This is a genomic window from Verticiella alkaliphila (genome assembly GCF_018904615.1).
Classification (GTDB): Bacteria; Pseudomonadota; Gammaproteobacteria; order Burkholderiales; family Burkholderiaceae_B; genus Verticiella; species Verticiella alkaliphila.
Window position 1 is genome coordinate 51,107 of the sequence record NZ_JADCNH010000013.1, and the last position, 22,902, is coordinate 74,008.

Below are 22,902 nucleotides of genomic sequence, written 5' to 3' on the forward strand. Positions count from 1 at the left end.
CTCCCCCCGCTGCCCCGCCGGATCAGCTCTCGCGGAACTGCATCCGGTAGAACCCGGCGTACAGCCCATCGGCCGCCACGAGCTCGTCGTGCGTGCCGGATTCGTGGATCACGCCCTTGTCCAGCACGATGATGCGATCCGCATTGCGCACGGTGGAGAGCCGGTGCGCGATCACGAGCGTGGTCCGCCCCTGCATCAGGCGCTCGAGCGAGGCCTGGACCTGGCGCTCGGATTCGTTGTCCAGCGCCGAGGTGGCTTCGTCCAGGATCAGGATGGGCGCATCCTTGATGAGGGCGCGTGCGATGGCCAGACGTTGACGCTGGCCGCCCGACAGACGCGCGCCACGTTCGCCGACCAGGGTGTCCATGCCCTCGGGCAGCGATTCGACGAAGCTCTTCAGGTTCGCGGCCTCGAGTGCGGCCTCGATCTGCTCGCGCGTCGCGCCACCGGCCACGCCGTAGCCCACGTTCACCGCGATCGAGTCATCGAAGAGCACGACGTCCTGGCTCACGAGCGACAGGTGCGAGCGCAGGTTGTCCAGCGTGAGCCCCGCGATGTCCTCGCCGTCCACCGTGATGCGCCCGCTCGTGGGTGCGACGAAGCGCGGCAGCATGTTCATGAGCGTGGTCTTGCCGCTGCCCGAGCGGCCCACCAGCGCGATCGTCTGTCCGGGCTCCGCCACGAACGAGATGTCCTGCACGGTGTCGGATTCCGCATCGGCATAGCGATGGCCGACGCTCTCATAGGCGACGCGCCCGCGCACCGGTGCCGGCAGCCGGCGCGTCCCGGTATCGGCTTCCTCGGGTTGATCGAGCAGGCGGAACACGCTTTCGGCGGCCACCAGCATGCGCTGCATGGGCCCGGCCGCGTTGGCCAGGCGCTTGAGCGGATCGAGCAGCTGCGCCATCGCGCCCATGAAGGCCGCGAAGCCACCCACCGTAAGCCCATCGCTCTCGGCCTGCGAGAGCGCCACCCAGATCACCGCGCCCAGCGCAATGGACAGGATGGCTTGCGAGGCCGGCCCCACGGCGCCGGAGGACGATGCCGCCCGGATCGCGAAACGGCGAAGGCGGGCGTTGACCTCGGCAAAGCGGCTGTTCTCGTAGTTGAACCCGTTGAAGAGCTTGACCACCCGCTGGCCCTCCAGGCCTTCGGTGATGATGCGCGTCAACTCGGCGTTCATGTTGACGGTGTCGCGATTCACCGAACGCAGCTTGCGGATGAAGAGACGCGAGACGATGGCCGCCGGCGGCACCAGCACCATCACGATGAGCGTGAGCTGCCACGACATGTAGAGCAGCACCCCAAAGAGCGCAATGACGATGAGGAATTCGCGCACCAGCGTGGCCAGCACCTCGGTGGCGTGCTGCATCACGGTCACCGAATCGATCGTGAAGCGATTGAGCAGCGCGGACGAACCGAATCGGCGCACGTCGCTGTCGGGCAGCTTCAACATGCGCGAGAACATGTCGCGTCGCAGATCGCGCAACACATTGTTCGCCACCCAGGCCATCAGGTAGTTGCTGAGGAAGGCGCAGGCGCCCCGCAGCACGAAGAGACCCACCAGCACCAGCGGCAGGGCCCAGATGTAGGACGGCTTCTCGCCGCTGAAGCCCTCGTCGATGAGGGGCTTCAACAGCAAGGCGAGCAAGGGGTGCGTGGCGGCCACGCCCGCGGTGAAGAGCAGACCGACGGCCATGCCGTGCCAGTAGGGACGGACATGGGCGTAGATGCGGCGCCACAATTCACGGCGCACCGGATGCGAGCCGGTGGCCAAGGCAGCCTGGGGTGATCTCAAGACGACTCCGATTAGCCAGGACGCATGGCGTGAGCTGCCCGGCGTCCCCGGATGTTTACAATGGCAGCGACCGAATTGTACGCGCCCGCTGCGCCCCGTCATGTCCAAACCGATTTGTGTCCGGCTGCCGAACTGGGTCGGCGATGCCTGCATGGCGCTGCCCGCGCTCTACCGCCTGCGCGAAGCCAGCTACCCGCTGATCCTCGTGGGGCGCCCCTGGGCGCGCGATCTGCTCGCCGCCCTGGAGCCTGCGCAGTTCATCGCCATCGAAGGCCCCCTGCGCGAGGACATCGCTCGTGTGCGCGGCGCGCTGGGCGGCGTGCGCCACGATGGCGTGTGCTTTCCCGATTCACTCTCGAGCGCCGCGCTCTTTCGGCTGGCGGGCGTCCGTACCGGCGGCTATCGCGACGATGGGCGCAGCCTGCTCTTGAAGTGGCCGGTGCGCAAGCCCGCCGGACAGGTCCACGCCGTCGAATCGTATTTCCATCTGGCCGAAGCCGTCCTCGCGGCCTGGGGCGTGAGCAGCACGGGTGGCCCAGGCCCTGACCTGCGCCTGCCCGTCACCAGCGGCCACGTCGATACCGCGCGCACCATGCTCACGCGCGCCGGGCTCATGGCATCGCGTTTCGTCCTGCTCTCGCCCACCGCCACGGGACTGCATCGCGGCCGGGTCAAGAGCTGGCCGCATTACGAGGCGCTCGCCCAGCACCTGCGTGCCCGGGGCCTCACGGTGGCAGTCTGCCCGCCGCCCAACGAAGTCGACGTCGCCCGCGCCAACGCACCCAGCGCCCAGATCCTGCCGTCGCTGCCCTTGGGCGCCTACGCCGCCCTCACCCGCGAAGCCGCCCTCGTCATCTGCAATGATTCGGGTACCTCTCATGTGGCCGCCGCAGCCGGCGCCCCTCAGTTGACGCTGTTCGGCGTGACCCAGCCATGGCGTACGCGGCCCTGGTCGCCCACCGCGCACTGGATCGGGGACGACACGGGATGGCCGGACCTCGATACGGTCGTCAAGCGCGTGGACACCTTGCTCGACCGTGCCCCGGCGAGTGCGCTGGCCTGAGCCACCAGCGAGGTAACGTCCGGTAGCACCGCGCTCGCCGGGCCCGCCAATCGCGTCTGCCATCTCGTTTAACATCGAAGAACCTCCCTCGTGCGGGCCTGCGCCCGCCCTTTTCGGCCCTGCCTGTGACGCTTGCTTCCTCCCTCGACGCCCTGACCTTCGTCAACAGCTTCGCGGCGCTCCCCGAGCATTTCTACACCCGGCTGTCTCCTCAGCCAGTCAGTGAGCCGCGCCTGCTGCACGCCAACGCCGATGTGGCGCGCGCCATCGGACTCGATCCGGCCGTCATGGACACGCCGGCCTTTCTCGACGCTTTCGCAGGCAATGCGCCCCTGACGGGTTCGGCACCGCTGGCCGCTGTGTATAGCGGGCACCAGTTCGGCGTGTGGGCCGGCCAGCTTGGCGACGGACGCGCGCTTCTCCTGGGCGAAGTCGATGGCCCCACGGGCCGCTTCGAACTGCAGCTGAAGGGCTCGGGCCTCACCCCCTATTCCCGCATGGGCGATGGCCGTGCCGTGCTGCGCTCGTCCGTGCGCGAGTACCTCGCCTCGGCGGCGATGGCGGGGCTCGGGATGCCCACGACCCAGGCCCTGGCCCTCGTCAGCGCCCAGGATCCGGTGCGCCGAGAGACCGTCGAAACCGCCGCCGTCGTGACGCGCGTGGCGCCCTCCTTCGTGCGCTTCGGCTCCTTCGAGCACTGGGCGTCGCGCAACGACGTCGAGTCGCTGCGCACGCTGGCCGACTACGTGATTGATCGCTTCTATCCCGCCTGCCGAGAGGCGAGCGCGGGCGACGCGGACGTGCCAGGCGCACCGTACGTGCGTCTGCTGCGTGCCGTCCTGCAACGCACGGGGCGCCTGATGGCGCAGTGGCAGGCCGTGGGCTTCATGCACGGGGTCATGAATACCGACAACATGTCCATCCTTGGCCTCACGCTGGATTACGGTCCGTATGGCTTCATGGATGGTTTCGACGCCGGCCACATCTGCAACCACACCGACACCAGCGGGCGCTATGCGTGGAACGCGCAGCCCATGGTGGCGCACTGGAATCTGTACCGCTTGGCCGAGGCTCTGCGCCCGCTGGTCGGCGACAGCGCGCCGCTCAAGGCGGTGCTCGAGGAGTACGAAGCGGCATTCCTGGGCCCTTTCCACGAGATCATGGGCGCCAAGCTCGGCTTCGCGCAGTGGCGCGAGGACGACAACGTCCTGCTGGACGACCTGCTGACCGTGATGCATGGGCAGCGTGCGGACTTCACGCTTGCGTTCCGCCGCCTGGCGCGCGTGGACGACACCGCACCCGTGCGCTCGGGGCACCGCTTCGAGGACTTGTTCCTGGACCCTGCGCCCGCACTTGGCTGGCTCGAGCGCTATCGTGCGCGGCTCGTGTCTGAGGGCCGCGACGTCGAGGAGCGCCGCGCCGCCATGGACCGTGCCAATCCAATCTACGTGCTGCGCAATCACTTGGCAGAGGTCGCGATCCGTGCCGCGCAGCAAGGCGACGCGAGCGAGATCGAGCGGCTTCTCACGGTGCTGCGTGACCCCTTCACCGAGAAGCCCGGCTATGAGGACTTGCGCGCGCTGCCGCCGGACTGGGCCGCCTCGCTCGAAGTGAGCTGCTCGTCCTGACCCCATTCACTGATCATCCTCGCAGGAGTCGACATGACTGAACCGACCAAGATCCGCAAGACCGACGCCGAGTGGCGCGCCCAGCTCTCGCCCGAGGAGTACTACGTCACGCGCGAGAAAGGAACCGAACGTGCCTTCACCGGTCGATACTGGGACACGCGCGCCCGTGGCATCTATCGGTGCGTGGGCTGTGGCACGGAGCTCTTCGCCTCGGACACCAAGTTCGATGCGGGTTGCGGCTGGCCCAGCTACTTCGAACCCATCGACCCGGCACTGGTGCGCGAAGAAACCGACCGATCGCACGGCATGGTGCGTACCGAGGTGCTGTGCAATGTGTGCGACGCTCACCTCGGCCACGTGTTCCCGGACGGCCCGCCGCCCACCGGCCTGCGATATTGCATCAATTCGCTCTCGTTGACGTTCGAGGAAATCGAGCCGTGAAAAAGCTGTTGTTCGATCTGTTCCCGCTGGTCCTGTTCTTTGTGGCGTACCGGCTGGCAGACATCTACGTCGCCACCGGCGTCGCCATGGCAGCCGGCGTCCTGCAGATCGCCTGGTTGAAGGCCATGCGCCGGCGCATCGAGCCGATGCACTGGGTGAACCTGGCCATCATCGTCGTCTTCGGGGGCGCCACGCTTTTCCTGCAGAACGATGCCTTCATCAAGTGGAAGCCCACGGTGCTCTACTGGCTCTTCGGTGGCGTGATCATCGGCGCGCAGGTCTTCTTCAAGCGCAACGTGCTGCGCAGCATGATGGGTTCGCAGATCACCCTGCCCGAGCCCGCCTGGACGCGCATGGCGTGGTCGTGGGCGGGCTTCTTTCTCGTGGCCGGCGCGTTGAACCTCTTCGTGGCTTTCAGCGGCTGGTTCACCGAATCCGAATGGGTCACGTTCAAGGTCTTCGGCCTCTTCGGCCTGTTGCTGGTGTTCGTGGTGCTGCAGTCGCTCTTTCTCGCGCGCCACATGAAGGACGAGGCGGCCGATGACCAACCCTGATCGCGCCGCGCTCATCGAGTCCCGCCTGGCCGCGCTCTCGCCGGCCTCGCTGCGCATCGAGGACGAGTCCCACCTGCACGCCGGGCACGAAGGTGCGCGCGGTGGCGCGGGCCACTATCGCGTGCACATTTGCGCCGAGTGCTTCCGCGGGCAGTCCCCGGTGGCCCGACACCGGCTGGTGTATGATCGGCTCGCCGATCTCATCCCCCATGAAATCCATGCGCTGGCGATTCACGCCAGCCTGCCGGAATCCCCTAGCAAGCAACAGGAGTCACCTGATCTATGAAACGCATCATGACGTTCATGGCGGCCTGCGCCATCGCGGCCCCGGCCTTCGCGCAGAACGCGGCCGTGGTCAACGGCCAGGCCATCCCCGACGCCCAGGTCGAAGAGTTCGTCAAGATGATGACCCAGCAGGGCGCGCAGGATTCGCCCAAGCTGCGTGAACAGGTGCGCGAAGAACTGATCAACCGCATCGTCATGGTCCAGGCTGCAGAAAAGGCCGACATCGCGAAGAACCCCGAAGTCCAGACCGAGCTCGAACTGGCCCGCCAGAGCGTGCTGATTCGCGGCCTCTTCAACGACTTCCTCGCCAAGCATCCGGTCACCGATGCGCAGTTGAAGGCCGAGTACGACAAGATCAAGGACTCCAATCAGCAAGAGGAGTACAAGGCGGCCCACATCCTCGTGAAGGAAGAGAAGGAAGCCCAGGACATCATCGCCCGCCTGAAGAAGGGCGAGAACTTCGCGGCGATCGCGAAGGAGAAGTCGCAGGATCCGGGTTCCGGCGCCAACGGCGGCGACCTGGGCTGGGCGAGCGCCGACAGCTACGTGCAGCCCTTCGGCGAAGCGCTCGCCAAACTGAAGAAGGGTGAGACCACGCAAGCCCCGGTGCAGTCGTCCTTCGGCTGGCACGTGATCCGTCTGGACGACACGCGCACGGCGGAATTCCCGCCGCTGGAGCAGGTCAAGCCTCAGCTCGAGGAAATGCTGCGTCAACAGGCCCTGGCCAAGTACCAGGAAGACCTGCGCAAGGCCGCCAAGGTCCAGTAAGCCCCGCCGGGCGCCTCACGCGCGCCCTGCCCCGACGCCCGCGTTCCAGCTTGTCTGGCGCGGGCGTCGTGACGTCTGGCCGACCGTGGTACGTGACGCGGCTTGGCACCGCACGGGTTTCCCCGGAGTGCTAGGTTGTCTGACCACTGGTAGCATCTGGCGGCTTCACGTTTCGTCACATGCGCGGTCATACGCGCGGCCTTCATGCAGCAGCCTCCCGCGTCACCCCTGCCCGGCACCCAGGCGCCGGACGTCCCCACCCTGATCGCCCAGGATGTAGAACCCCGCGTCCGGGTCCCGCTCGCCATGGAAGACTGGCTGTCGGCCATCCTGCTCGCAGTGCTGGCGGTGCTCACCATGGCCAACGTGCTGGTGCGTTACTTCTCCAACCAGTCGTTTGCCTGGACGGAGGAGATCTCCATCGTCCTCATGATCGTGATGACGCTGGCCGCAGCCAGCGCTGCGGTAGCGCGCAATCGCCACATTCGCATCGAGTTGCTGTCGGACCGGGGGACACCTGAACGCCGCCGCCGCTTCACGCGCTTTGCGGCAGGCTGCACCGCGTTGCTCTTCTGGCTGCTCGCCGTGCTGAGTGCACGGCTCACCTGGGACCAGTACGTCTACGGCGACACTTCGCCCGCGATCGGCGTGCCCGAGTGGTGGTATTCCATCTGGATGCCTGTCTTCATGCTGGCCATCGCACTGCGTGCCGTCGGCGTCTGGCGGCGCGCATGATCGCCACGCTGCTCTTCGTGCTTTTCATCGGCCTCATGCTGGCCGGTGTCCCGGTGGGCGTGGCCCTCGCTGGCGCGGGTGCGATCGCGATCGCGCTGGCCAACTTCGATGTGCAATGGTGGGGCCTGCTCGCCGTGCCCCAGAACATCTACGCGAGCCTGGCCAAGTATCCCCTGCTCGCCATTCCGATGTTCGTGCTGGTCGGCTCGATCTTCGATCGCTCCGGCGTGGCCCAGCGCCTCGTCACCTTCGCCATTGCCATCGTGGGCCGCGGGCCCGGCATGCTTGCGTTGGTGACGATCACGGTAGCCATCCTCCTGGGCGGCATCTCCGGATCGGGACCGGCCACGGCGGCCGCGGTAGGCGGGGTCATGATCGCGGCCATGCGCCGCGCCGGCTACCCGCCACCCTTCGCCGCCAGTGTCGTGGCGGCGGGCGCTGCCACCGACATCCTGATCCCGCCCTCGGTGGCCTTCATCATCTACTCGATCCTGGTGCCCCAGGCGACCGTCCCGGCACTCTTCGCCGCGGGCATGTTCCCGGGCTTGCTGGCGGGCGTCGCACTCGCCATCCCGGCCGTGTGGCTGGCCCGCCGGCATGGCATGGGCGCCGCGGAACGTGAACTTCCCCGCCCGCCCTTCTGGCGCAGCCTGGGCGCGGCTTCCTGGGGCCTGGCCGCCCCCGTGCTCATCCTGGGCGGCATGCGGCTGGGCTGGTTCACGCCCACCGAGGCCGCCGTCGTTGCCGTGTTCTACGGGCTCTTCGTCGGCATGGTGGTGCATCGCACGATCGGATTGCGCGATCTCTTCACGATCTTTCGCGAAGCTGCCGAGCTCTCCGCCGTCATCCTCATCGTCGTGTCGCTGGCGGGTGTCTTCGCCTGGTCGCTGTCGACCCTCAGCATCATCGATCCCATCACGCAGGCGATCGGCAACTCCGGGCTGAGCGAATGGGCGGTGCTCAGCCTCATCGTGATCATGCTGATGATCCTCGGGATGTTTCTCGACGGCATCTCGCTCTTTCTCATCTTCGTACCGCTGCTGCTGCCGATCGCCATGCTCTTTGACTGGGATCTGGTGTGGTTCGGCGTGATCCTCACGCTGATGGTGGCGGTCGGGCAGTTCACCCCGCCGCTGGCCGTCAACCTGATGGTGGCGTGCCGCATCGCGCGCGTGCCGATGGAGCGCACCGTCCCCTGGGTGCTGTGGCTGGTGGCCGCGATGATGCTGGCGCTGGTGCTGGTGGTGATCTGGCCGCAGATCGCACTCTGGCTGCCGCAGCGCCTGGGCTATTCATGATTCATTCCAACCGAGGCAGGAGACACCCCTCATGAAGCTGTTGCGATCGTTCTGTGCCGGCCTGCTGGCCATCTCGGCCGCCGCGCTGGCCCCCCAGGCCTTGGCGGCGCCCGCCTACAAGTCCGAATACAAGCTCTCCATCGTGGTGGGCACGAGCTTTCCCTGGGGTCAAGGCGCCACGATCTGGTCGGACCTCGTGCGCGAGCGCACCGCCGGTCGCATCAACATCAAGATCTATCCCGGCACCTCGCTCGTGCAGGGCGACCAGACCCGCGAATTCACGGCCATCCGCCAGGGCGTGATCGACATGGCCGTGGGCTCGACGATCAACTGGTCGCCGCAGGTGCGCGCGCTCAACCTCTTTTCCATGCCCTTCCTGATGCCGGATTACGCGGCGGTGGACGCCCTCACGCAGGGCGAGGTCGGCAAGCAGATCTTCGGGCTCATCGAGAAGGCCGGCGTGGTACCGCTTGCCTGGGGCGAGAACGGCTACCGCCAGCTCAGCAACGCCAAGCACGAGATCCGCAAGCCTGAGGACCTGAAGGGCTTGAAGCTGCGCGTGGTGGGCTCGCCCCTCTACATCGACACGTTCACCGCCCTGGGTGCAAACCCCACGCAGATGAGCTGGGCCGACGCGCAACCGGCGCTGGCAAGCGGTGCCGTCGACGGCCAGGAGAATCCAGTCTCGATCTACAACGGCTCCAAGCTCTACAGCGTTGGCCAGAAGTACCTGACGCTCTGGAACTACGTGAACGATCCGCTCGTCTTCGTCGTCAACCGCGACGTGTGGAACAGCTGGACGCCGGAAGACCAAGCCATCGTCCGCCAAGCCGCCATCGACGCGGGCCAGCAGGAGATCGCGATCGCTCGTAAGGGCATGAGCGGCGCCGACCGCTCGCTGCTCGAGGGCATCCAGGCCAACGGCGTCACGATCACCGAGCTCACGCCCGCCGAGCACGACGCCTTCGTGGCTGCGACCAAGTCCGTCTACGACAAGTGGAAGAAGCAGATCGGCGAATCGCTCGTGGACGAAGCGGAAAAAGCCATCGCTGCACGCAAGCGATGATCGCAGCGGTCACCGGATTCTGTTTAGAATCCGGTGTCGCTTCACGGCTATCCCTGGCCGTGGCGGACGCCTCGCCAGCTAGGGTCTTGGATGTTGCGCACCACCGCATGGGTTCTGTCGCTCGCGCTCGCCGGCATGGTTGCCGGCGCCGCGGCCGGGGCCTGGCTCGTTGAACGCCAGCGCGGTCAGGATACCCGCGAGCAGGGGCGGCAATACACGGTGCGCGCCGATGCCTACAGCGCCGAAGCACTGTCCGTGCTCACCCGGGTGGACACGAGCCCCTTCATCCCCTGCTCAGCGCCCGACATCGCGCACCAGCGCACGCTGGTCCTGAGCTCTGCGGTCCTGAAGAATGCGGGACGCATCTCGCCGGACCGCCATCAGATGTGCGATGCCTGGAACGGCGTCATCGATCCTCCCACGCCACTGCCACCGCCGGATTACGCCACCCAGCGGGGACGGCGCGTCGTTACCGATGCGCCCCTCGCCGAAGGGGCCGATGCGCGCATCATCATGATCGAACAAGGCTCCGCCAACGTCTCGCTGGCGCGCGGCACCTACGCGAATCTGGTGCCACCCAGCTTCGACTACGTGGTGGTTGCCTACGATGGCGCCACCCGTGTCGAGTTCCTCCGCGTCGCCCCGCGCTACCGCTCGAGACGCTGCCCATGACGAACGGGGCCGTGGTGGAGCAAGCGGGCCGTCGCTACGAGACGGTATGCACCCTGTCCGGGTGCCTGTTCATCACCGTGCGCCGTCCGGCGCCGCTCTATACCTCGCCCCTCTTCCTGGGCCTGCTCGCCGCCGGCGCGCTGGTGGGGCTGGGCCTGGGCCTCATCGTCGACGGTGCGGTAGCGCGCCTGCGCGCCCCGGGCCGTCAGTTGCGCAAGGCCCTCACGGCGGGCGATCTCGAGGTCGTCTACCAGCCCATCGTGCGGATCGCGGATCGGCAGCGCGTGGGCGCCGAGGCGCTCTTGCGCTGGCGCGATGCCCAGGGCCGCACGATCAGCCCAGAGGTGTTCGTGCCGATCGCCGAGCAGGATGGCTTCGTGAGCGAGCTCACCCGGTTCGTCGTCCGGCGCGTACTGGACGACCTCGCGACAGCGCTCGTGGAGAACATCGGTTTCAAGGTGAGCGTCAACATCTCCGCGTCGGATCTGCTGGACACCGGCTTCGCACGCTTCGTCGCGCGTGAGCTCCAGCGGCGTGGCCTGAATCCCGCGTGCCTCGGCTTCGAGATCACCGAGCGCTCAACAGCCGCGCGCGCGGCCATGGCCCAGGGCATCCAGCGTCTGCGCCAGGCGGGTCACGGCGTCTTTATCGATGACTTCGGTGTGGATTACTCCAGCCTGTCGTATCTGTCGCAGTTGCAGGTCGATGGCATCAAGCTGGACCGCAGCTTCATCACCGCGCTGGGCGATGATCACACCGCCAACATCGTGCCGCAGATCGTGCAGATGGGTCAGGTGCTGGGCGTGGCGCTGGTGGCCGAAGGCGTGGAGACGGACGGTCAGGCCGCCTACCTGGCCAGCCTGGATCCCAACCTGCTCGGACAGGGGTGGCTTTTTTCGCGACCCCTGCCCGCTGATCAGCTGTTCAGCTGATCAACCCACCCAGACGCGGGCATTGCGGAACATCCGCATCCACGGCGTATCGTCACCGCCAGCGTCGGCCGCGCCCCAGCGCGCCGGCGCCCACGAGAGCTGCACGTTGCGCACGCCGCGCTCCGGGTGCGGCATGAAGACCGAGAAGCGGCCATCCGCCGTCGTCACACCCGCCAGACCGCCCGGCGAGCCGTTGGGGTTGGCCGGATAGGCCTCGGTGCGTGCACCGTGGTTGTCCACGTAGTACATCGCACCCAGCGCCTTGTCGGCCTTGCCCTGACGATCGAAGTTCGCAAAGCCTTCGCCATGCGAGACCACGATGGGCGCGCGCGTGCCAGCCATGCCGGCCAGGAAGATCGACGGCGATTCGGGGATCTCGACCAGCGACAGACGCGCTTCGAACTTCTCCGAGCGGTTGGTGGTGAACATCGGCCAATCCTGCGCCCCGGGGATCAGCGGCGCGAGCGCGGCCATCATCTGGCAGCCGTTGCACACGCCCAGGGCGAAGGTGTCGTCGCGGCCGAACCAGGCCGCGAAGGCATCGGCCAGGCCCTGGTGATAGCGGATGGTGCGGGCCCAGCCTTCGCCGGCGCCCAGCACGTCGCCGTAGCTGAAGCCGCCCACGGCCACGAGACCCTTGAAGCCGTCGTCGAGCTTGACGCGGCCCGAGAGCAGATCCGTCATGTGCACGTCCCACGCCTCGAAGCCCGCCTTGTGGAAGGTATGGGCCATCTCGACGTGGCTGTTGCAGCCCTGCTCGCGCAGCACGGCGACGCGTGGACGCGCACCGCGGGCGATGAAGGGTGCCGCGACGTCTTCCTGCGGATCGAAGCCGACCTGGGGATTCAGACCCGGATCACGGGCATCGAGCCACACGTCGTATTCGCCATCGGCGCAGGCGGGGTTGTCGCGCAGGCGCATGATCTGGTGGCTGACCTCGCTCCAGGCGCGCGCCAGCACCACCCGCGGCTGGCCCCAGACGCGCTTGGCATCGCTGAAGACCTCGATCTCGTCGGTGGTGTTGGGCTTGCCTACCACGTGCGAGTGCGCCGAGAGGCCTGCCGCGCGCAGCACGCTCATGACGGCATCACGCTCGTTCGCCGCCACTTGCAACACGACACCGGCTTCTTCGTTGAAGAGCGCGCGCAGCACCGCTTCGCCCCGCTGCACCGCCACCTGCTCGGCGCGGATCTTGTAATCGCCCCAATCGGCCGCGTTGGCATCGAAGGTGAGCATGTCCAGGTTCAGCGACACGCCCGTGCGGCCCGCGAAGGCCATTTCGCACACGGCGGCAAAGAGCCCGCCATCGGAACGATCGTGGTAGGCGAGCACAGACCCCTGCTCGGCCAGCGCACGCACCGTGGCGAACGCCGCGCGCAGGGACTCGGCGTCTTCCAGATCGGGCACGCTGTCGCCCACCTGGTTCAGCACCTGCGCGAGGATCGAGCCGCCCAGACGATTGCGACCCTTGCCCAGGTCGATGAGGATGAGCACGGTATCGCCCACGTCCTTGCGCAGTTGCGGCGTGAGCGCCTGGCGCACGTCGGCCACGGGCGCGAAGGCCGTCACCACCAGCGAGACGGGTGCCACGACCTTGCGATCTTCACCCGCTTCCTGCCAGCTCGTGCGCATGGACAGCGAATCCTTGCCGACTGGAATCGACAGGCCGACCTGCTGGCAGAACGCGCTCACGGCCGACACGGTGTCGTAGAGCGCCGCATCCTGACCGGGTTCGCCGCAAGCGGCCATCCAGTTGGCAGAGAGCTTGATGTCTTCCAGCGTGGCCACGGGCGCGGCCATGAGGTTGGTGATGGCCTCGGCCACGGCCATGCGGCCGGACGCGGGGGCATCGATCACGGCGAGCGGGCTGCGCTCGCCCATGGCCATGGCCTCGCCCCGCACACCGCGATAATCCGCCAACGTCACGGCGCAATCGGCCACCGGCACCTGCCAGGGGCCCACCATCTGGTCACGCGAGGACAGGCCGCCCACAGTGCGGTCACCAATCGAGATCAGGAAGGTCTTGTTGGCCACGGTCGGGTGGCGCAACACGTCCAGGGCGACTTGGTCGAGGTCGATGCCGGCAATGTCCAGCGCCTCGCGCACGCCGGGCTCACGCTTGACGTCACGCAACATGCGCGGCGGCTTGCCGAGGATCACGTCGATCGGCAGATCGACCGGACGCGGACGGGCCGCGGCATCCGGCGTGTCACCCGGCAGCGGCGACAGGCCTTCGGCGTCCACCACGCGCAGCTGGCGCTCCTCGGTTGCGACGCCGACGACCGCATAGGGGCAGCGCTCGCGCGCGGCGAGCGCGTCGAACTGCGCCAAGCTCTGCGGCGAGATCGCGAGGACGTAGCGCTCCTGGGATTCGTTGGACCAGATCTCGGCTGGCGACATCCCGGTTTCCTCGACCTTGACTTCGCGCAGATCGAAGGTGGCGCCGCGCCCCGCATCATTGACGATTTCCGGGAAGGCATTGGACAGGCCACCCGCGCCCACGTCGTGGATTGACAGGATGGGGTTGCGCTCGCCCAGTTGCCAGCAGCGGTCGATGACTTCCTGCGCGCGCCGCTCGATCTCGGGATTGCCGCGCTGGACGGAATCGAAGTCGAGCTCGGCGGTGTTGCTGCCCACGCCCATGCTGGAGGCGGCGCTGCCGCCCATGCCGATGCGCATGCCCGGCCCGCCCAGCTGGATCAGCAGCGAGCCCGGCGGCAAGGGATTCTTGTGGGTGAGGCCGTCGTCGATGCTGCCCAGGCCGCCCGCGATCATGATGGGCTTGTGATAGCCCCAGCGCGTGCCGCCTGCCGTCTGTTCATACGCGCGGAAGTAGCCCAGCAGGTTGGGCCGGCCGAATTCATTGTTGAAGGCAGCACCACCGATGGGGCCCTCGATCATGATCGACAGCGGCGAGGCGATGCGCTCGGGCAGACCGTGGTGGTCGGCTTCCCAGCCGCGGGTGGCGTCGGGCAGGCGCAGGTGCGACACGGTGAAGCCTGTGAGGCCAGCCTTGGGCTTGGAGCCACGGCCCGTGGCGCCTTCGTCGCGGATCTCGCCGCCCGCGCCGGTGGAGGCGCCCGGGTACGGTGCGATGGCCGTGGGGTGATTGTGCGTCTCCACCTTCATGAGCGTGTGCACGATCGCATCACGCGGCGCGTAGACGTGACCGTCCGCCGCCGGATGGAAGCGCTCGGCCGGGCCGCCTTCCATGATGGCCGCATTGTCCGAATACGCCACGACCGTGCCGCGCGGCTGCGCCGCGTGGGTCTGGCGGATCATGCCGAAAAGGGTGTTGGGTTGTTCCGCGCCGTCGATCTTCCACTGCGCATTGAAGATCTTGTGGCGGCAGTGTTCGCTGTTGGCCTGGGCGAACATCATGAGCTCGACGTCGGTCGGATCGCGCTGCAGGCGCGTGAAGGCTTCGTGCAGGTAATCGACTTCGTCGGTCGAGAGTGCCAGGCCCAGGCCGCTGTTGGCGGCTTCGAGCGCGGCGCGGCCCTCGGCCAGTACCGGCACGGTGGAAAGCGGCTTGCCCGGCAGGTCGGCAAAGAGCGGCGCGCCATCGAAGCCGGCTTCCACCACCGTTTCGGTCATGCGGTCGTGCAGTGCGCTGGCCAGGGTGGCGAGCGTCTCCGCGGGAATCTTCTTCTCGCCCAGCCACCCGCGCTGCGGCACGAGCGTGTAGAGCACGCCGCGTTCGACGCGCAGCACGCCCTCGAGGCCGCAATTGCGGGCGATGTCCGTGGCTTTGCTGGCCCAGGGCGAAATGGTGCCCAGACGCGGAATGACGAGCAGCTGCAGGCCTTGCACGGGGGCCGACGCCGGCTCGCCGTAATTGAGAAGACCATCCAGCCGTTCACGTTCGGCCGCGGCAAGGGCGGGTGCATGCACGAAGTGCACGTACTGCGCCTGGACATCGGCAACGGGCGCCCCGAGGGCTTGCAGACGGGCCAGGAGGCGCTCACGACGGAACGAGGACAAGGCTTGGGAGCCGGGCAGACGCAGGATATTGGGCACGGAGCAGACAGTGCAAGAGGCGGAAAGAACACGCATTTTACTGTGCGTCGCGCGGCTTGCTGGCACAATGTCGCCGGGCCGGCCACGCCCGGCTGGCGCAGGAGACACTCGGATGGCGGGAAGCAAGGAAACCACCGCGGCGCAGATCGCCGCCGGCGTCGTGTTGTTGTGTGCGGCTGCCGCTGGCGGCTGGTGGGCGAGTACCCGGGCCAGCGCGCCGCCCGCCTCGGCCACCGAGCCCGCGGCCTCAGCGCCCTCCACGGCGCCGGTGAAGGTCATTGCGAGCGGCTCGCGCACCCCCGTCACGGCCATCGCCACCCGGCCGGCAGCCCCGAGCCCCAACGCCGATGCCTTCGCCCTGCTCGATTGCAGCGCCCGGCTGTTCGAGAACGCGCCGGCGCTTGCCCTCACCTTCACGCAACCCCTCGCCGCGGGCCAGGACTTGTCGCAGCTGCTGAGCGTGAGCGATCTGGGCGCGCCGGCCGCCCCCGTCCGCCGCCGATCGGGCGATGACGAAGCGGGCACGCCCAAGCCCGCGCCCAAGCCCGTCGTGGGCAAGCCTGTCGCGGGCGCGTGGGTGGCGGCCGACAATCCGCGTGTCGTCTACTTCCCCGAAGTCTCGCCCCAGCGTCGTTACACCGTCGCCGGCAAGGGCGAGCTGCGCGCGTCCGATGGCGCACGCCTGCCAGAGCCCGTGTCGTGCGAGGTGACGAGCCAGGCCATGCCGCCCGCCTACTACTTCGCGAGCCGGGGCGTCGTGCTGCCGGCAGGTCAGAATGGCGGCCTGCCGGTGGTCACCGTCAACGTCCCCGAGATCGACGTCGAGTTCCTGCGCATCAAGCCCGAGCGCGTCCCCTTCTTCTACGAGACGGTGCTCGGCATCGGACGCGACACCACCGAGAGCGAGGACGAGGACGAAGACAGCGACTGGCGGTACGCGGGCAACCGCAGCCTGCAGGGCAGCGTCGGCCTGTGGGATCTGGATCGCCTGAATCGCATCAGTGACAGCGCCTTCACCGGCCGTTTCATGGCCGACGAGACACCCGACCGCCGCCACACCACCTTCCTGCCCGTCGAAGACATCCCGGCGCTGCACGCCCCTGGCATCTACGTGGCCGTGATGCGCGAGCCGGGGCGTTTCCGGTACGAGTACCAGGTCACCTATTTCTATGTGAGCGACATCGGCGTGCATGCCCATCGGCATCCCACGCAGATCGACGCCTTCACCACGTCCCTCACCTCGGGCCAGGCCCTGTCGGGCGTGACGCTGCAGCTCATGGATGGCGATGGCAAGTCCCTGGCCATGGCCGACGCCAACGCGCTCGGGCAGGCGAGTTTTCGCGGCAGCTTCCCGACGGCGCGCCTCCTGATCGCACAACGCGGCGACGAGCAGACGCTCATCCCGCTGCAACAGCCCGCGCTGGACCTGTCGGAGTTCGCGGCCACGGGCCACCCCTCGGCCACCACGCGGGTCTTTGCCTACGCGGGGCGTGACCTGTATCGCCCTGGCGAGACGTTCACACTGTCGGTGCTTCTGCGCGGCGCCGACGGGCAGATGCTGCCGCAGGCGCCGCTCACGGCCACCCTCAAGCGCCCGGACGGACGCATCGTGCGCTCGGAAGTCTGGCAGCCTCAGCAAGGCGTGCCAGGCTACCTGGAGCAGCCGGTCGCCCTGCCCCAGGACGCCGCCACGGGCACCTGGACACTTGAACTGCGCCTGGACCCCGCGGCCGATGCGCCGGACACGGCCTGGCGCTTCCAGGTCGAGGAGTTCCTCCCGGAACGCATGAAGCTCGTCCTGACGCCCTCGGCCACCTCGCTGCTGCCCGATGAGCCGCTCAGCATCGACGTGTTGGGAGAGTATCTGTACGGCGCGCCCGCCGGCGGCAACCGGCTGCTGGGCACCTTGGGCGTCGAGCGCGCCCGCATCCCGCTGCCCGAAGCCTTGCCCGGCTTCATCTTCGGCGACGTCGCCGATGACGAGCGCCGCCAATGGCAGGAACTGCCCGAGCAGACGCTCGACGACGAAGGCCGCGCCGAGATCGACGTGCCTCTGGAGCTGAGTGCTGCGCGCTCGCCCATGCGGGTGCAGACGCGCCTCTCCCTGCTCGAATCGGGCGGACGGCCCGTGGTGCGCACGGCCACGGCCATCGTGTGGCCGGCCGACACCCTGATCGGCGCGCGTCCGCTCTTCACCAACGACGTGGTCCAGGAAGGCACGCGGGCCACCTTCGAGGTCGCGCGGGTCAATCGCGACGGCTCCGCCGCGCCGCAGGACGACGCCCAGGTGCGGCTGTATCGCGAGAGCCGCGAGTACTACTGGCGTTTCGACGACCAGGGCGGCTGGAACAGCGGCTACACCGAGGCGGATGAACTCGTCGACTCCCGCATGCTGGATCTGCGCGAGCGCACCACGCTCGACGTGCCGGTGAACTGGGGCCGCTACCGCCTGGAGATCACGGACAGCGACACGGGGCAGACGCTGAAGTACCGCTTCTATGCAGGCTGGGACGCCCAGGATGCCGAGGCCATGGGCAACCGCCCGGATCGCGTCCAGATGCGCCTGGAGAATGCGCCACTGAACGGCCGCGATCCCATCCGCCTCGCACTCAATCCCCCGCACGACGGCCATGCGCTCGTCACCGTGGAGGGCGACCGCGTGCTCTGGAGCGCCCGCGTCCCGGTGAGCCAGAACGGCACCACGCTCGAGATCCCGTTCGATCCGGACTGGCAGCGGCACGATCTGTACGTGTCCGTGATCGCGTTCCGGCCGGGCGCGCAAGGCGAGTCGCGCGTCACGCCGGCACGCGCCGTCGGGCTCCTGCATCTGCCGATTGCGCGTCAGGAGCGACGCCTGAACGTGGCCATCGATGCCCCCGCGCGCACGCGCCCCGAACAGACGCAACCGGTGGTGCTGACCGTGCAGGGCGCCAAGCCCGGCGAGACGGCGTGGGTGACGCTGTCAGCCGTGGATGTCGGCATCCTCAACATCACGCGGTTCGTGACGCCGGACGCCTTCGACTTCTTCTTCGGTCAGCAGCGCTATGGCGCGCAGATGCTCGACATGTATGGCCGCCTCATCGAGGCGATGCAGGGCAAGCGCGGTCGCCTGAAGTGGGGTGGCGATGCCGATCGTCGTGACACCCAGAGCATGCCCACCCGGGTAAAGCTGGTCGACCTCTTCTCCGGGCCGGTGCAGATCGGGGCGGATGGCAAGGCCAGCGTGCCGCTCGAGCTGCCGGACTTCAACGGCACGCTGCGCCTCATGGCCACGGCCTTCACCGAGGATCGCTACGGCACGGCCGAACGCGAGATGATCCTGGCCGCGCCCATCGTGGCCGAGCTCTCCACGTCGCGCTTCCTGGCCCCTGGCGATACGGCCGCCCTCGCGCTCGACGTCACCAACCTGAGTGGCCATACGCAGCAGGTGACCGTCGGTCTGCAGGCCGAGGCACCGGTCTCCGTGCCAGGCGGGCCGCAGTCCTTCTCGTTGGCCAACAACGAGCGGCGCACGGTATCGATCGACGTGCGAGCCACGGGCAGCGCAGGCGACGCCCTGCTCACGCTCACGGTCAATGGCAAGGGCGGGCCGGAAGCCATCGCCATCCGCCGTCAGTCGCTGCTGGCCGTGACGCCCGCCACCCCGCCCTCGCGAACCGTACAGCGCCTGCGCCTGGAGCCGGGCCAGTCCGCCCCGCTGGGGGCGGATGCCGTGCGTGGTCTGCATGCCGACTCGGCCACGGTGGGCGTGACCGCGTCCGACAAGCCGCCCTACGACGTGCGCGCGCTGGTCAATGACCTGCTCAATTACCCCTACGGCTGCACGGAGCAGACGGCAAGCGGCGCCTACCCGTATCTCGTCATCGACCGGGAGCTCGCCCAATCCCTCGGCATGCGCGACTTGAGCGTCGAGGAGCGCAATCGTCGGGTGCAGGGGGCTATCGGCCGCATCGCTGGGCGCCAGTCGGCCAGCGGGAGCTTCTCGCTCTGGGGCGGTGATGGCGACACGGGCGACGTGTGGCTCTCGTCCTATGCCCTGGGCTTCCTGCTGGATGCACGCCGTGCGGGCCATGCCGTGCCGCAGAGCGCGGTGGACCGCGGCCAGAACTGGCTGCTCGCCCGCCTGCGTGAGGGCCCCACGCGCTTTGCCGCGTTGCCGGAGGCCCTCAAGCGCTTCGTGCCCGGTCAGCGCGTCGACAGCAACGACTATGCGCTCCTGCGCGAGAGCCATCGCCGCTTCGCCGGCCTGGCCTATGCCGGCTATGTGCTTGCCCGCGAACGCCAGGCACCGCTGGCCTCGCTGCGCCAGCTCTACGATGGCTATGCGGAGCGGGCGCGTTCGCCGTTGCCGCTGGTGCACCTGGCGGCCGCGTTCCAGCTGACGGGTGACCGCACCCGCGCCCGCGCGGCGCTCGACGCCGCGCTGAACCGGCCATACGGCATCCAGCCCGGCAGCCACACCTATGGGGAGTGGTTCGACGACTACGGCAGCGCCATCCGTGACCGTGCGCTGGCCTATGCCGTGATGGTCGAGAACGACCTGCAGCATCCGCGTCGCGAAGTGCTGCTGGAAGAGCTCGCCCGTGCGCTGAATGGCCGGCAATGGCTCTCCACGCAGGAGCAGCTCGCGCTCGTGCGTGCTCATCAGGCCACGGCCGTGCGCAGCGGGGCCGACTGGCGCGTGGCGCTCGAAGGCGCCGGCAGCCGCGTGCTGAGCGCCCAGGGCGAACAGCAGGTGACGCTGGACGCCATCCAGGCCACCACATCACGCCTGGTCAACACGGGCACCACGCCGATCTTCGTGGAGGTGGACGTGCGCGGCGTGCCGGTGGCCCCGCCCGCCCCGGTGTCCCGCGGCGTGTCGATCGAACGGCAGTGGTACTTCCCGGACGGCCGGCGCTGGAGCGGCGAGCCGCTGCACACGGGCGACACCCTCATCGTCCGCCTGCGCGCCACACCCCAGACGCCGCTGGCCAACGCCTTGATCGTCGACCGCGTGCCGGCCGGCTTCGACGTGGAGAACCTCGCGCTCTCGCCGGACGACGCCATGAACGGCCTGGAACTGGGGGGCGATCGCCTGGGCGACACGCTGCAGAACACCAACGTGGATTACCGGGAATACCGCGACGATCGCTTCGTGGCCGCCCTGCGCCTGGATCGGGCCGTCACACTCTTCTACCGCGTGCAGGTCACGAACCCGGGCAGCTACGTCATTCCGCCCGCCTTCGTCGAAGACATGTACCGGCCGGAGATCCGTGCCATCGGGGCGCCGGCGGGCCGCATCCAGGTCACCGATGGCCGAGGCTGAGCCAGCGCCGCCGCGGCCCGGGCGTCGACGACGCCTGCGGTTCGCGGCGGCGGCGATCGCGGGCCTGGTCCTGCTGGCCCTGTGGGCCGACTGGCGTCATCCCCTGCCCCTGCCCGAATCGCCGGGCGGGCTGGTGGTGGTCGATGCAGACGGCATCCCGTTGCGCACCTGGCCCAGTCCCGATGGCGTCTGGCGCTATCCGGTCACCCTGGAGGACGTCTCGCCCTATTACCTCGAGGCCTTGCTGGGCTACGAGGATCGCGCGTTTCGCTGGCACCCGGGCGTCAATCCGTGGTCGCTCGCGCGCGCAGGCTGGCAATGGCTGCGCCACGGCCGCATCGTCTCCGGCGGCAGCACGCTCACCATGCAGGTGGCGCGCCTGGTGGACCCTTCCCTGCAAGAAGACACGCGCAGCACGAGGACCAAGCTGCGCCAGATCCTGCGCGCGCTGCAGCTGGAATGGCATCTGTCCAAAGACGAGATCCTCACGCTCTACGTCAACCATGCGCCCATGGGCGGGATCGTCGAAGGCGTGGAAATGGCCAGCCGCAGCTGGCTCGGCAAGCCCGCCTCCGCGCTCACCCACGCCGAGGCCGCCCTGCTCGCGGCCCTGCCGCAGGCCCCCTCGCGGCTGCGCCTGGATCGTCACCCCGAGTCAGCCATCGCGGCGCGCGACAAGGTCCTGCAACGCCTGGCGGATCTCGGCATCTGGTCTCAGGCCGACGTCGATGACGCGCGTCTGGAAAACGTGCTGGCGCCGCCGTTGCGCGCGCGCTGGCTGGCGCCCCTGGCCGCAGAGCGCCTGCGGCGCGGCAGCACCCAGGCCGTGGTCGACTCCACCCTGGATGCCAACCTGCAGACCATGCTCGAAACGCTGCTGCGCGACCGTGCGCATACGCTGCCCCCGCATGTCTCGCTCGCGGCGATCGTCATGGACAACGACACGCTCGCCGTGCGGGCGCACGCCGGCACGGCCATCTACGGCGACCGCCAGCGCGCGGGCTTCGTGGACATGACGCTCGCGTCGCGCTCGCCCGGGTCCACCCTCAAGCCGTTCCTCTACGCCATGGCGCTGGACGACGGGCTGGTGCACTCCGAGAGCCTGCTGGTGGATGCCCCGCAGTCGTTCGCCGGCTACCGGCCGGGCAACTTCCAGGCCGGCTTCACGGGCCCCGTGAGTCTGTCCGAGGCGCTGGTGCGCTCGCTCAACATCCCGGCGGTCGATTTGCTCGATCACGTCGGGCCCCGGCGCTTTGCGGTGCATTTGCGCGCGGCCGGCCTGCGGCTGCGGCTGCCGGACGGCGCCGAACCCAACCTGAGCCTCATTCTCGGCGGCGGTGGCACGACGCTCACCGAGCTCGTGGGCGCCTATCGGGCGTTTGCCCGTGACGGCGTGGCGGGCACGCCCCGGCTGTCTCCCACGGATCCGGTGCGGGAGCAGCGTCTGATGAGCCCCGGTGCCGCCTTCATCGTACGCGACATCCTGGAGACGGGCGGCCACCCGGATCGGCCGTTCCAGCGGCAAGGCCCGGCGCTGGCCTGGAAGACGGGCACGAGCTTCGGCTTTCGCGATGCCTGGGCCATTGGGGTCACGGACCAGTACACGCTGGGTGTATGGGTGGGCCGACCGGATGGCACACCCAACCCGGGCTACTTCGGTGCCAACGCGGCCGCGCCACTGCTGTCCGACATCGCCCGAGCCCTGCCCCATCGCGCCGCGCCACGCGCCGTGCCGGCCGGCGTGACGCGCGCGACCATCTGTTGGCCCCTGGGCACCCGTGAATCCGACACGCCGAGCGGCCAATGTCAGGTGCGGCGTACCGCCTGGCTGCTCGACGACACGGCACCGCCCACGCTGCCGGACCGCCTGGGCGGCCCGCTCGTGCAAACGATCTGGACGGACCCCGCCTCGGGGCTGCGCACGACGCCGGCCTGCTCAGGCCTGGCCGATGCGCAGCGCGTGGCGACCTGGCCCGTGGCTGTGCGCCCGTGGCTGGGGCTGCGCGGTGTGGCGCCACCGACGGCACCTGCGGCCTGGCTGCCGGGTTGTGGCCCCGTGCAGGACGCAGCCACGCTGAAGATCCAGGGCATCGAACCCGCCGCGGTGTTGCGGCCTGCCGCGGGCGGGCGCCAGGTGGTGGTGCAGCTCCAGATCCGGGGTGGCGAGCCGCCCCTGCGCTGGCTGCTGGATGGTCAACCGGTGGCGGGGGATGCCGGCCCGCCGCTGCTGCGCTTTCGCCGCAACGGCGAGCATGCCCTCACGGCCGTGGATGCCACCGGCCGCTACGACAGCGTGAGCTTCACGGTCGCGGGTTTCGCCGCGCCGTGATGCCG

Annotated in this window: 15 protein-coding genes; 13 read left to right on the forward strand and 2 right to left on the reverse strand. The window is 68.7% G+C overall.

Annotation, left to right across the window (positions count from 1 at the left end; genetic code table 11):
- Positions 1–22: 22 nt before the first annotated feature.
- Entirely contained in the window at positions 23–1,798 is a 1,776-nt protein-coding gene (gene msbA, locus IMZ29_RS10730) for a lipid A export permease/ATP-binding protein MsbA (protein ID WP_256445173.1), read from the reverse strand.
- A gap of 100 nt (positions 1,799–1,898) precedes the next feature.
- On the opposite strand from msbA, the gene IMZ29_RS10735 reads away from it, so the two are divergent.
- From IMZ29_RS10735 to IMZ29_RS10785, 11 genes are all read left to right on the forward strand, one after another.
- The gene (locus tag IMZ29_RS10735) at positions 1,899–2,861 is read left to right on the forward strand and encodes a glycosyltransferase family 9 protein (protein ID WP_216183568.1); all 963 of its coding nucleotides are present in this window, start codon (positions 1,899–1,901) and stop codon (positions 2,859–2,861) included.
- Positions 2,862–2,986: 125 nt separating this feature from the next.
- Positions 2,987–4,489: a protein adenylyltransferase SelO gene (locus IMZ29_RS10740; RefSeq protein ID WP_216183570.1), complete on the forward strand. Its 1,503-nt coding sequence runs from the start codon at positions 2,987–2,989 to the stop codon at positions 4,487–4,489.
- A 33-nt stretch (positions 4,490–4,522) separates the two neighbouring features.
- Complete coding sequence (gene msrB / locus IMZ29_RS10745; protein ID WP_216183572.1) at positions 4,523–4,930, forward strand: peptide-methionine (R)-S-oxide reductase MsrB; 408 nt, start codon at positions 4,523–4,525, stop codon at positions 4,928–4,930.
- Positions 4,927–5,484, forward strand: a complete 558-nt coding sequence (locus tag IMZ29_RS10750) for a septation protein A (protein WP_216183574.1) — start codon at positions 4,927–4,929, stop codon at positions 5,482–5,484. The genes msrB and IMZ29_RS10750 overlap by 4 nt, the downstream gene beginning before the upstream one ends.
- Positions 5,471–5,770, forward strand: a complete 300-nt coding sequence (locus IMZ29_RS10755) for a BolA family protein (RefSeq protein WP_216183577.1) — start codon at positions 5,471–5,473, stop codon at positions 5,768–5,770. Before IMZ29_RS10750 ends, IMZ29_RS10755 begins: the two co-directional genes overlap by 14 nt.
- Positions 5,767–6,537, forward strand: a complete 771-nt coding sequence (locus tag IMZ29_RS10760; RefSeq protein ID WP_216183579.1) for a peptidylprolyl isomerase — start codon at positions 5,767–5,769, stop codon at positions 6,535–6,537. The genes IMZ29_RS10755 and IMZ29_RS10760 overlap by 4 nt, the downstream gene beginning before the upstream one ends.
- 204 nt (positions 6,538–6,741) lie before the next feature.
- The gene (locus tag IMZ29_RS10765) at positions 6,742–7,272 is read left to right on the forward strand and encodes a TRAP transporter small permease (RefSeq protein ID WP_216183581.1); all 531 of its coding nucleotides are present in this window, start codon (positions 6,742–6,744) and stop codon (positions 7,270–7,272) included.
- Entirely contained in the window at positions 7,269–8,570 is a 1,302-nt protein-coding gene (locus tag IMZ29_RS10770; RefSeq protein ID WP_216183583.1) for a TRAP transporter large permease, read from the forward strand. Before IMZ29_RS10765 ends, IMZ29_RS10770 begins: the two co-directional genes overlap by 4 nt.
- Before the next feature lie 31 nt (positions 8,571–8,601).
- Positions 8,602–9,636 carry a DctP family TRAP transporter solute-binding subunit gene (locus tag IMZ29_RS10775; protein ID WP_216183585.1) on the forward strand — a complete coding sequence of 345 codons (1,035 nt, stop codon included), beginning with the start codon at positions 8,602–8,604 and terminating at the stop codon, positions 9,634–9,636.
- Between the two features lie 90 nt (positions 9,637–9,726).
- The gene (locus IMZ29_RS10780; protein WP_216183587.1) at positions 9,727–10,308 is read left to right on the forward strand and encodes a CSS-motif domain-containing protein; all 582 of its coding nucleotides are present in this window, start codon (positions 9,727–9,729) and stop codon (positions 10,306–10,308) included.
- Positions 10,305–11,240 carry an EAL domain-containing protein gene (locus IMZ29_RS10785; protein ID WP_216183589.1) on the forward strand — a complete coding sequence of 312 codons (936 nt, stop codon included), beginning with the start codon at positions 10,305–10,307 and terminating at the stop codon, positions 11,238–11,240. Before IMZ29_RS10780 ends, IMZ29_RS10785 begins: the two co-directional genes overlap by 4 nt.
- Here the strand turns inward: IMZ29_RS10785 and purL are convergent, their stop codons facing one another.
- Complete coding sequence (gene purL, locus IMZ29_RS10790; RefSeq protein WP_371820226.1) at positions 11,241–15,260, reverse strand: phosphoribosylformylglycinamidine synthase; 4,020 nt, start codon at positions 15,258–15,260, stop codon at positions 11,241–11,243.
- A 112-nt stretch (positions 15,261–15,372) separates the two neighbouring features.
- Between purL and IMZ29_RS10795 the strand changes: the two genes are divergently transcribed.
- Together IMZ29_RS10795 and pbpC are read left to right on the forward strand one after the other, a co-directional pair.
- Positions 15,373–20,568: an alpha-2-macroglobulin family protein gene (locus IMZ29_RS10795; RefSeq protein WP_216183593.1), complete on the forward strand. Its 5,196-nt coding sequence runs from the start codon at positions 15,373–15,375 to the stop codon at positions 20,566–20,568.
- The gene (pbpC, locus tag IMZ29_RS10800; RefSeq protein WP_216183595.1) at positions 20,555–22,897 is read left to right on the forward strand and encodes a penicillin-binding protein 1C; all 2,343 of its coding nucleotides are present in this window, start codon (positions 20,555–20,557) and stop codon (positions 22,895–22,897) included. Before IMZ29_RS10795 ends, pbpC begins: the two co-directional genes overlap by 14 nt.
- The last annotated feature ends 5 nt before the right edge of the window (positions 22,898–22,902 follow it).